The organism is Geobacillus proteiniphilus (assembly GCF_001908025.1).
GTDB classification, from domain to species: domain Bacteria; phylum Bacillota; class Bacilli; order Bacillales; family Anoxybacillaceae; genus Geobacillus; species Geobacillus proteiniphilus.
This window is the reverse complement of the sequence record NZ_MQMG01000041.1, coordinates 26973-37184: the sequence shown is the minus strand read 5'-3', so window position 1 is coordinate 37184 and position 10212 is coordinate 26973. Positions and strand designations below refer to the sequence as shown.

13 protein-coding genes and 1 pseudogene are annotated in these 10212 nt (G+C 54.3%); all 14 read left to right on the top strand.

Going from position 1 to position 10212, the window contains the following annotated elements; translation table 11 throughout:
* Window positions 1-159: 159 nt before the first annotated feature.
* The 14 genes and pseudogenes from BRO54_RS13680 (at window position 160) to accC (ending at window position 10205) form a co-directional block, all read left to right on the top strand.
* Window positions 160-689: pseudogene (locus BRO54_RS13680) on the top strand (YqhR family membrane protein).
* A 229-nt stretch (window positions 690-918) separates the two neighbouring features.
* Window positions 919-1980, top strand: coding sequence for a M24 family metallopeptidase (locus BRO54_RS13675; RefSeq protein WP_074044307.1), 1062 nt, complete (start codon window positions 919-921; stop codon window positions 1978-1980).
* A 27-nt stretch (window positions 1981-2007) separates the two neighbouring features.
* Window positions 2008-2565: an elongation factor P gene (gene efp / locus BRO54_RS13670; RefSeq protein ID WP_011231892.1), complete on the top strand. Its 558-nt coding sequence runs from the start codon at window positions 2008-2010 to the stop codon at window positions 2563-2565.
* Window positions 2566-2742: 177 nt separating this feature from the next.
* Window positions 2743-3024: a YqhV family protein gene (locus tag BRO54_RS13665; protein WP_074044306.1), complete on the top strand. Its 282-nt coding sequence runs from the start codon at window positions 2743-2745 to the stop codon at window positions 3022-3024.
* 61 nt (window positions 3025-3085) lie between these two features.
* Window positions 3086-4006, top strand: coding sequence for a stage III sporulation protein AA (spoIIIAA, locus tag BRO54_RS13660; RefSeq protein WP_074044305.1), 921 nt, complete (start codon window positions 3086-3088; stop codon window positions 4004-4006).
* Window positions 4003-4515 carry a stage III sporulation protein SpoIIIAB gene (gene spoIIIAB, locus BRO54_RS13655; protein ID WP_074044304.1) on the top strand — a complete coding sequence of 171 codons (513 nt, stop codon included), beginning with the start codon at window positions 4003-4005 and terminating at the stop codon, window positions 4513-4515. Before spoIIIAA ends, spoIIIAB begins: the two co-directional genes overlap by 4 nt.
* 15 nt (window positions 4516-4530) lie before the next feature.
* Window positions 4531-4737, top strand: coding sequence for a stage III sporulation protein AC (gene spoIIIAC, locus BRO54_RS13650; RefSeq protein ID WP_011231888.1), 207 nt, complete (start codon window positions 4531-4533; stop codon window positions 4735-4737).
* Between the two features lie 21 nt (window positions 4738-4758).
* Window positions 4759-5145 (top strand): stage III sporulation protein AD, encoded by a 387-nt coding sequence (spoIIIAD, locus tag BRO54_RS13645; protein WP_074044303.1) that lies wholly within the window; start codon window positions 4759-4761, stop codon window positions 5143-5145.
* Window positions 5146-5158: 13 nt separating this feature from the next.
* Window positions 5159-6322: a stage III sporulation protein AE gene (gene spoIIIAE / locus BRO54_RS13640; protein ID WP_074044302.1), complete on the top strand. Its 1164-nt coding sequence runs from the start codon at window positions 5159-5161 to the stop codon at window positions 6320-6322.
* Window positions 6323-6332: 10 nt separating this feature from the next.
* Window positions 6333-6944 (top strand): stage III sporulation protein AF, encoded by a 612-nt coding sequence (gene spoIIIAF / locus BRO54_RS13635; protein ID WP_074044301.1) that lies wholly within the window; start codon window positions 6333-6335, stop codon window positions 6942-6944.
* A gap of 7 nt (window positions 6945-6951) precedes the next feature.
* Entirely contained in the window at window positions 6952-7584 is a 633-nt protein-coding gene (gene spoIIIAG / locus BRO54_RS13630; protein WP_011231884.1) for a stage III sporulation protein AG, read from the top strand.
* A gap of 23 nt (window positions 7585-7607) precedes the next feature.
* Window positions 7608-8159 carry a SpoIIIAH-like family protein gene (locus BRO54_RS13625; protein WP_074044300.1) on the top strand — a complete coding sequence of 184 codons (552 nt, stop codon included), beginning with the start codon at window positions 7608-7610 and terminating at the stop codon, window positions 8157-8159.
* 141 nt (window positions 8160-8300) lie between these two features.
* The gene (gene accB, locus BRO54_RS13620; protein WP_074044299.1) at window positions 8301-8834 is read left to right on the top strand and encodes an acetyl-CoA carboxylase biotin carboxyl carrier protein; all 534 of its coding nucleotides are present in this window, start codon (window positions 8301-8303) and stop codon (window positions 8832-8834) included.
* Window positions 8835-8849: 15 nt separating this feature from the next.
* On the top strand, window positions 8850-10205 hold the full coding sequence (gene accC / locus BRO54_RS13615) for an acetyl-CoA carboxylase biotin carboxylase subunit (protein WP_074044298.1): 1356 nt from the start codon (window positions 8850-8852) through the stop codon (window positions 10203-10205).
* Window positions 10206-10212 lie beyond the last annotated feature (7 nt).

Here is a 10212-nt window from a genome sequence, read left to right as displayed (position 1 = left end):
TTATTATTTTATTCTACAAGAAACATCCGGAAACCTCTAGGTTGATGCTACTATTATGATTTCCAAAAAATCCATGATTTACACAAGAGCGGTCATTTTTTTCGCTTGATTCATGGGACGGTCGGCTTTCGGTCATACTAACAGACAAGGAGGTGCACGATGATGGCGGAACAAAAAGGGAAGCTCGAGCAAGAGAAGACGGAGCGGCCGATGACGCTCATACAAAAAACGATCATCATCGGGTTTGTCGGCGGGGTGTTTTGGAGTTTGATCGGCTATTTGTCCTATTTTTCCATTTCAGTGAAATCAGTCCGAACATGTTTCTCATCCCGTGGGTTGCCGGGGACTGGAAATATGGGAAAGCCGGCAATTATGCGGCCATCGTGCTGATCGGCATCATTTCCATTGCGGCGGCGCTTTTGTATTACGCGTTGTTGCGAAACATCTGCGGCATGTGGGCTGGGATTTTATACGGCGCTGCGCTTTGGATGATTGTTTTTTATTTGTTTAATCCCCTGTTTCCAAACGTTCAGCCGGTGGCCGACTTGGAAATCAATACGATCGTGACGACGCTTTGTTTGTACATTTTATACGGCGTGTTTGTCGGCTATTCCATCTCGTTCGAAACACAAGAAATGAATCGGCTGTCCTCAAGCTCGGGGAAGGAGGCGGCGAACGAAGGAAGCTGACGCCGCATTTTGGCCCTGAAAGCAAGTGTCAAGCGGACGCCTGGCGGAAACCGTCACCTTTATGGTAAAATTTAAAGGAAGTTTTGGCATGCCTTTCGCATCATGGCGGACGTTGCGTAAAACCGGCGCGCCTATATAAGGCCGCTTGTGTCGCCTTGGCCACAACGATTTTCTGTTCCTGTTGCCGGCGGCAGGGGGAGTACATTTTCTGGGAAGAGGAGACGGGAACATGGAAAAGCTGGAAAAGCTTCGGGAGCTTCTTGACGAGCAGCATATCGACGGGCTGTTAGTAACAAACGGCTACAACCGCCGCTATTTGACCGGGTTTACTGGCACGGCCGGCGCTGTACTTGTCAGCCGTCAAGGGGCGGTGTTGATTACGGACTTCCGCTACGTCGAACAAGCATCGAGGCAAGCCCAAGGGTTTGAAGTCGTCCAGCACAGCGGGCCGATTATCGAAGAAATCGCCAATCAGGTGAAGCGACTTGGCATCAAGAGGCTTGGCTTTGAGCAAGAACATGTCACCTATGCAGCATATAAGTCGTATGAAGAAGCCATCCGCGCTGAACTTGTGCCGACGTCTTGGCTCGTGGAAAAATTGCGCTTGATTAAGTCAGAGGCAGAGATTAAGATATTAAAGGAAGCAGCAGAAATCGCCGATGCGGCGTTTTCGCACATTTTGTCGTTCATCCGTCCAGGCGTTAAAGAAATCGAAGTGGCGAATGAGCTAGAATTTTTTATGCGCAAACAAGGGGCGTCTTCGTCCTCCTTTGATACGATCGTTGCCTCCGGCTACCGTTCGGCGCTGCCGCACGGGGTGGCGTCAGAGAAAACGATCGAGCGCGGCGAGCTCGTCACGCTTGATTTCGGGGCTTACTATAAAGGGTATTGTTCCGATATTACGAGAACGGTCGCTGTCGGCGCCATTAGCGCGGAGCTGCGGACGATCTATGACATCGTTCTTGAAGCGCAGCAACGAGGCATGAACGGGCTCAAGGCAGGCATGACCGGCAAGGAAGCCGATGCGCTCACGCGCGATTACATCCGCGAAAAAGGGTATGGCGACTATTTCGGCCATTCGACCGGCCATGGGATTGGATTGGAAATTCACGAAGGGCCGACGCTTTCGTTCCGTTCGGATGTCGTGCTTGAGCCAGGCATGGTTGTCACCGTCGAGCCGGGCATTTACATCCCGGGGCTTGGCGGGGTGCGCATCGAGGACGATACGGTCATCACTGCTGACGGGAACGAAGCGCTCACCCATTCGCCAAAAGAACTGATCATTTTATAATGGATTGCGTGAGGAGGATTTCGGCTAATGATTTCAGTCAACGATTTTCGCACAGGACTTACGATTGAGGTGGACGGCGAGATTTGGCGCGTCCTTGAATTCCAGCACGTCAAGCCGGGCAAGGGGGCGGCGTTCGTCCGTTCGAAGCTGCGCAATTTGCGCACCGGCGCCATTCAGGAGCGGACGTTCCGCGCCGGCGAAAAAGTGAACCGGGCGCAAATCGACACACGCAAAATGCAATATTTGTACGCCAACGGCGACCAACACGTTTTTATGGATATGGAAACGTACGAACAAATCGAGCTGCCGGCGAAACAAATCGAGCATGAACTGAAGTTCTTGAAAGAGAATATGGAAGTATTTATTATGATGTACCAAGGCGAAACGATCGGCGTCGAGCTGCCGAACACCGTTGAGCTGAAAGTCGTCGAAACAGAGCCGGGCATTAAAGGTGACACCGCTTCTGGCGGTTCGAAGCCGGCGAAGCTCGAAACTGGCCTTGTCGTTCAAGTGCCGTTTTTCGTCAACGAAGGCGACACGCTCATCATTAATACGGCCGACGGCACGTACGTTTCGCGGGCGTAAGCGCAAGCCCGACAGGCACCGTCTCGGACACCTTCCGGGGCGGTGTTTTTTTATGCGCAAAATGGGCGCCGTTTTGCTCTCCCCCATCGTTTTCCTCAGTAAAAACTTCTTCTGAAACGGCTTGTTTTCGCATACGTTTGTACTAATCGATCCCATTTGGCAAAACAGGAGGGGAACATGAAACATTGGCTGCGATCGATCGACCCGTCTGTTATGGCCATGGCTGGCATGCGGATGGTGTCCGCGTTCATTGAACTGAGCGCGGCGCTGTTGATGCTTGTGTTCAATGACGTGAAAAAAGCGCTTGCCGTTAACGCGGTGCTCGCTGTCGTCGGTCCAACCGTCATGATGGTGACCATGGCGATTGGACTGCTTTCGCTTGCGGACGAGCTCTCGTTTTCCCGGCTTGGGCTTGTGGCGCTCGGGATAGCGCTCATTTTGTTCGCGATTTACAAGTAAGGCATAAACGGCGCATTCCGCCCATACATATGAACTAGTCCACAAGAAAAGGGGGAGGGCCATGGAAGCGGTGTGGGGAATTTTGCCGAAAACGGTCGCCGCCGCATTGCAGCACCATCTTCCTTCATGCCGCCACGGAATTGAAGAAATCCGCATCCGCGTCTCCCGGCCGCTTGAGGTGATCGTCGACGGAACGGCTCGGTTGCTGCCGTATGAAGTGACGAAAGAAGACGGTGTGCATTTGCTCAACAAATTGAGCCATTATTCGATCTATGCCGTCGAAGAAGAGCTGAAGCGCGGATTTATGACGATTGAGGGAGGGCATCGCGTTGGGCTGGCCGGCAAAGTCGTTACTGAAGGGGGCAAGGTGAAAGCGATTCGCGATGTTTCCTCGTTTAACATTCGCATCGCCAAGGAACAGATCGGCATCGCCGAGCCGCTGATTCCGTATGTGTACGACGGCCGCTGGCGTCATACGATGATCATCGGCTCGCCGCAGACGGGAAAAACGACACTCCTGCGCGATGCGGCGCGCTTGATTAGCAGCGGGATGGGGCGCATTCCGGCGCAAAAGGTGGCGATTGTTGACGAACGGTCGGAAATCGCTGGCTGTGTGAAAGGGATTCCTCAGTTTTCGTTCGGTCCGCGCCTTGACGTGTTGGACGCTTGCCCGAAAGCGGAAGGGATGATGATGATGATCCGTTCAATGAGCCCTGATGTCATGGTTGTCGACGAAATCGGGCGTGAGGAGGACAGCGAGGCAGTGCTTGAAGCGGCCAATGCTGGCGTCTCTGTATGGACGACTGTGCACGGCCGCAACATCCAAGACGTCTGGCAGCGTCCGACGCTCGGCCCGGTGATGGAACAAAAGGTGTTTGAACGGTTTATTGAGCTGACGAACATCCCCCATCCCGGCTCAATCCGGCGCATTCTCGACGCCGGCGGAACGGTGCTGTATGAACGGGCGGTGGTCCATCAATGAAATGGTTTGGCGCTCTGTTGATTCTCTCCGCCTCAACATGGCTTGGGTTTGCCGCCGCCCGCGTTTTGCATGAGCGGCCGCGCCAGCTCCGCCAGCTGAAAGCGGCGCTAAGGGCGCTTGAGGCGGAAGTGATGTACGGCCATACGCCGCTTGCCGACGCCGCTATGCATCTCGCCCGGCAAACGACCGCCCCGCTGTCCGAGCTGTTCAAGCGGTTTGCCGCTGCGTTATGCACAGAAGAAACGAGCGCCGCCGAGGCATGGGAAAAAAGCTTGCGGGCCGTATGGGGAAAAACCGCTCTAAAGCAAGGGGAGTTTGAAGTGATGAAACAATTTGGCGCCACGCTTGGCCAATACGACCGGCTCACCCAGCAAAGGCAAATCGCGCTGGCGCTCGCCCATCTTGAGCGGGAGGAAGCGGAAGCGCTAGACAACCAGGCGCGCTACGCCAAGATGGCGAAAAGTTTAGGCGTGTTGGCCGGCCTGCTGCTCGTCATTTTACTCATGTAGACAGGAGGCAGAATAATGGGCATCGATGTCGATCTCATTTTGAAAATCGCCGGCGTCGGCATCGTCATCGCGTTTTTGCATACGGTGCTCGATCAGATGGGGAGGAAAGAATACGCCCAATGGGTGACGCTGCTCGGCTTTATTTATATTTTGTTTATGGTCGCTTCCATCGTCAGCGACTTGTTCCAAAAAATCAAGGATGTCTTTTTGTTCCGCGGGTAGGAGGGATCGGCCATTGACATTTTGCAAATCGTCGGCCTCGGGTTGATCGCGACGTTTTTGGTCGTGTTGCTGCAAGAGCAAAAGTCGAATCTGGCCTTTTTGTTGACCGTGTTTGTCGGCTGCACCATTTTTCTGTTGTTGGTCGATCAAATCAGCAACATTTTGGCGATGTTGCGAAAAATGGCCGAAGGCGCCCATATTCAGATGGTGTATTTAGAGACGATGCTGAAAATCATCGGCATTGCCTACATTGCCGAGTTCGCCGCGCAAATTTCCAAAGACGCCGGCCAAGGGGCGATCGCCGCCAAAATTGAGCTCGGCGGCAAAATCGTCATTTTGGCGCTGGCTGTTCCGATTTTAACCGCGATCATCGAAGCGGTCATCGGCCTCATCCCGTCGGCGCGCTAAAGGGGGGAACGGATTGAAGCGAACAGCGTTCCTTATTGTCGGGCTGCTTTCTCTCTTTTTTTGTCCGTTGGTCGTACAAGCCGCAAGCGATGGACCGTCGGTCAGCGAGCAGCTCGCTCAGCTCGATGTGAGCGATATCCGCCGCTATTGGGAAACGATCGTCAGCGAGTATGGCGGGTTTTTGCCGGAAAGCGAGAAAGGGCCGCTCACCGATTTTTTAAGCGGCGACAAGCAATGGTCGCCGGCCGAATGGCTGAAGGCGCTCGCCCGCTATTTGTTTTATGAACTGCAGGTGAACGGCAAACTGCTCGGCACGCTCATTTTGCTTGCTGTCTTCAGCACGGTGCTGCAATCGCTGCAAAATGCATTCGCTCAGCAGGAAGTAAGCAAAATCGCCCAGGCGGTCGTTTATATGGTGCTCTTGTTGATAGCCTTAAACAGCTTTCGCCTCGCGGCGGATTATGCGCTTGAGGCGGTGCGGACGATGAGCCATTTCATCATCGCCCTCGTTCCGCTGCTGCTCGCCCTGCTCGCCACTTCCGGCGGGGTCGCGTCGGCGGCGTTTTTCCACCCGATCATTTTGTTTGTGATGAACACCACCGGCACGGTCGTTGAATACGTCACCTTGCCGCTTTTGCTTCTGGCCGCGTTGCTTTCTGTCGTCAGCACGCTCAGCGACCGTTACAAGGCGACTCAGCTCGCCGATTTGCTCAACAAAGCCGCCCTTGGTTTGCTCGGCCTCATTTTGACCGTGTTCCTTGGCGTCATGTCCGTGCGAGGAGCGACAGCGGCCGTGGCTGACGGCGTGGCGCTCCGGGCGGCGAAATTTGTCACCGGCAATTTCATCCCGGTCGTCGGCAAGCTGTTCACCGATGCCGCCGATACGGTCGTCGCCGCTTCCATGCTGTTGAAAAATACGGTCGGGTTGGTCGGGGCGGCGATTTTGTTAATGATCGCCATCTTTCCAGCGGTGAAAATTTTCGCCATCGTCATCGTCTACAAACTATCGGCTGCTCTTCTGCAGCCGCTTGGCGGCGGACCGGTATTGTCCTGCCTCAACATCATCAGCAAAAGCATCGCCTACGTGCTGGCGGCGCTGCTCATTGTGTCGCTCATGTTTTTCTTAAGCCTCACCGTCATGGTGATGGCCGGGAACATTACGATGATGGTCCGCTAGGGGGAGCGCTATGCAGCTAGTCATTGAGTGGGTGACAAACATCATTTTGTTTTTGTTGTTTGCTGTCATCATCGATTTTTTGCTGCCGTCGGGGACGATGCAAAAATACGTTAAAATGGCTGTCGGGCTTATGCTCGTTCTTGTGATGCTCGCCCCGGTGCTCCGGCTCGCTTCCGTTGATCCCGAGCAGCTCGTCGCGTCGGCGTTCGTTCATTTTTCCAACGGCCGTGAGGGGGAAGAGGCGATAAAAAATCAAATCGAACAGCAGAAAAAAGAAATACAAGCCTCGCAACGCGCATATATTTTAAAACAAATGGCTGTCCAGCTCGAAAACGATGTCAATGAGGAGTTGATGGAAAAGTATGGGCTGAAAGCGGATGTCAACGTTTACGCCAAGCCAGGCGACGACTGGCGCATGCCGGATGACATCAAGACGATTGAGGTCGTCCTTTCGAAACAGAAGTCAGCCGGTTCGGTGGAACCGGTTGTCATCGATACGACGAAGCCGCCGGCTTTGCCGGAGGGCGATGCTTCGCTGGCAGAGGAGGTGCGCGCTTTTCTCGCCGGCCGATGGGAAATCGATGAAGATAAAATTGACGTGCAATTTAGGGGGAGGGAATAGAGGGGGGATGTTGCCGCTCATCAAACGGCTCTTTTCTTCAGCGCCGAAAGACGGGGAAGGAGCACAGAAAAAATGGCCGTTTTCGTACGTCGTCGTCCTGCTGTTGGCCGGCGTCGCCTTGATGGCGGCAAGCCATTGGGCAAACAGTGGAGAGGAAGCCGAAGCGAAGCCTTCCGCCGGGCAGCCGTCCGCTCCAGCCGAGCCGGCGTTCCTGGCAAGCAAGGAGACGAAAGAGAAAGTGATCGCCGCCTATGAGGAGCGGTACGAAAAAGAACTGAAAGCCGCGCTTGAGGCGATCGAAGGGGTCGATGATGTCACTGTCGTCGTCAATCTCGATTCCACGGAGTTGAAACTGTATGAGAAAAAGCGTTCGACCCAGCAGCAGACAACGGAAGAGAGCGACAAGGAAGGCGGGAAGCGGACGATCGAAAACGAGTCGACCAATGAAGAAGTCATCATTATTCATAACGGCGAAGAAGAAACGCCGCTTGTCGTCGCCACGAAAAAGCCGGACATCCGCGGCGTGCTCGTTGTCGCCAAAGGGGCGGACAATTTGCAAATCAAAAAATGGATCGTCGAGGCGGTGACGCGCGTGTTAAACGTTCCGAGCTACCGCGTCGCTGTCTTGCCGAAAAAATGACCGGGTAAGGGGAGGAGATCGGCATGTTGAAAAAACAAACCGTATGGCTGCTAACGATGTTGAGCTTGGTCGTTGTGCTGTCGGTCTATTATGTGACTGCGCCAAAAAATATGAACGACAGTCCGGCATTTACCGCCAACGAGAAAACGGAAAAAACAAACGATCAGCCGAGCGTCGCTGTCGAAGAGGCGAAAAAGCCGTCCGCGTCTGGCGAAACGGGCGACGACTTGTTTACGGCGCTGCGCATGAAAATTGAGGATGAACGGAGCCGGCTGCGCGATGAGCTGAACGCCATTGTCGCTTCAGCGAACGCGACGGCGGAAGAAAAAAATGAAGCGCTCGACAAAATGGAAAAATTGCAAGCATTGTCCGAAAAAGAAGCGACGTTGGAGACGCTCATCAAATCAAAAGGCGGTTATGAAGACGTGCTCGTGCGCGCCGATGACAACCAAGTGCGCGTGACGATCAAAGCGAAACAAAGCTCAGCCAAATCGGCGAACGAAGTCATTCATATGGTGAAAAAAGAAATACCCGATGCTGAATACGTGACGGTTGAGTTTCAGCCGGCTGGATGAACGCGCTGCTCTTTAGGGCAGCTTCTTTTTTGCGGAAAAGTCTTTTGTTTGTCCTACGATTGTGTGTATAATCGTTATGAACACGTTTGAGCACCGCCTGCTAGGAACGGGCCACGATACTTGGAGAAAGGTGTGAGATCGATGAAAATTCAAGAAATCCGTGAATTGATCCGCTTGGTCGACCAGTCCTCGATCGACGAATTCGTGTACGAACAAGGCGAAACAAAAGTACATATGAAAAAAGGAACGGCTGCTGTTGCCGTTGCGTCGGCCGCGGCCGCACAGACGGCGGTCGTACAGCCGGCGCCTGCCGCTCCGGCAGCGGTCGAACCGGCTCCGGCAACTGCCCCTGTTCAAGCGGCGGCCTCGGAAGCGCCGGCGCCGAAGGCGGAAACGCCGGCGGCCAAAGAAGCGAAGCCGGCTGTTGAAGGCAACTTGCATCAAATTACTTCGCCGATGGTCGGCACGTTCTACGCAGCGCCGGCGCCGGACAAGCCGCCGTATGTGAAGCCAGGCGACAAAGTGAAAAAAGATACGGTCGTTTGCATCATCGAGGCGATGAAGCTGTTTAATGAAATTGAAGCGGAAGTCGATGGCGAAATTGTCGAGGTGCTGGTGCAAAACGGCCAGCTCGTCGAATATGGCCAGCCGTTGTTTTTAGTCAAGCCTGAATAAGGGAGAGAACGGACGATGATCAAAAAAGTGTTGGTGGCGAACCGCGGGGAAATCGCCGTCCGCATCATCCGCGCCTGCCGCGAGCTTGGGATTGAGACGGTCGCTGTCTTTTCGCAAGCCGACCGCGACGCTTTGCACGTGCAGCTGGCTGATGAGGCGTACTGCATCGGGCCGACCGCTTCGAAAGACAGCTATTTAAATTTCACAAACATTATGAGCGTCGCCACGCTGACCGGCTGTGACGCCATCCACCCTGGTTACGGGTTTTTAGCGGAGAATGAAGCGTTCGCCGAGCTGTGCCGCGAATGCAACGTAACATTTATCGGCCCAAGTCCGGAAGCGATTGCAAAAATGGGCATTAAAGACATCGCCCGCGAGACGATGCGCGAGGCGGGGGTGCCGATCGTGCCCGGGTCGCGCGGGGTCATCGAAAGCCTTGATGAGGCGCGGGCGATTGCCGAAGAGATCGGCTATCCGGTCATCATTAAAGCGACGGCCGGCGGCGGCGGGAAAGGGATCCGCGTCGCCCGCGACGAACAAGAGTTGATCAAAGGCATCAACATCACCCAGCAGGAAGCGGCGACGGCGTTTGGCAACCCGGGCGTCTATATTGAAAAATATATCGAAGATTTCCGCCATGTTGAAATTCAAGTGCTCGCCGATTCATACGGCAATACGATCCATTTGGGCGAGCGCGACTGCTCGATCCAGCGCCGGCTGCAAAAACTGGTCGAGGAAGCGCCGTCGCCGGCGCTTGACGACGAGATGCGCCGGAAGATGGGCGAGGCGGCGGTCAAGGCGGCGAAAGCGGTCAACTACACCGGCGCCGGCACGGTTGAATTTATTTATGACCACCGGAACAAGCAATTTTACTTCATGGAGATGAATACGCGCATTCAGGTCGAGCATCCGGTCACCGAACTGATCACCGGCGTCGATTTGGTCAAGGAGCAAATCCGCATCGCCGCCGGCGAAAAGCTGTCGATCACCCAAGATGACGTCACGTTTAACGGCTGGGCGATCGAGTGCCGGATCAACGCCGAAAATCCAGCGAAAAACTTTATGCCGTCACCGGGGAAAATCGCCATGTACCTGCCGCCGGGCGGCCCGGGCGTTCGGGTGGATTCCGCCGCCTATCCAGGCTATACGATTCCGCCGTATTATGATTCGATGATCGCCAAATTGATCGTCCATGCACCGACGCGTGCGGAAGCGATCGCCCGCATGAGACGGGCGCTTTCGGAGTTTATCATCGAAGGCATTCATACGACGATTCCGTTCCACATAAAATTAATGGAGCATGAGAAATTTCAAAGCGGCGAGTTTAATACGAAGTTTTTGGAGTTATATGATATTATGAAGGCAGAATAGGAGGTGC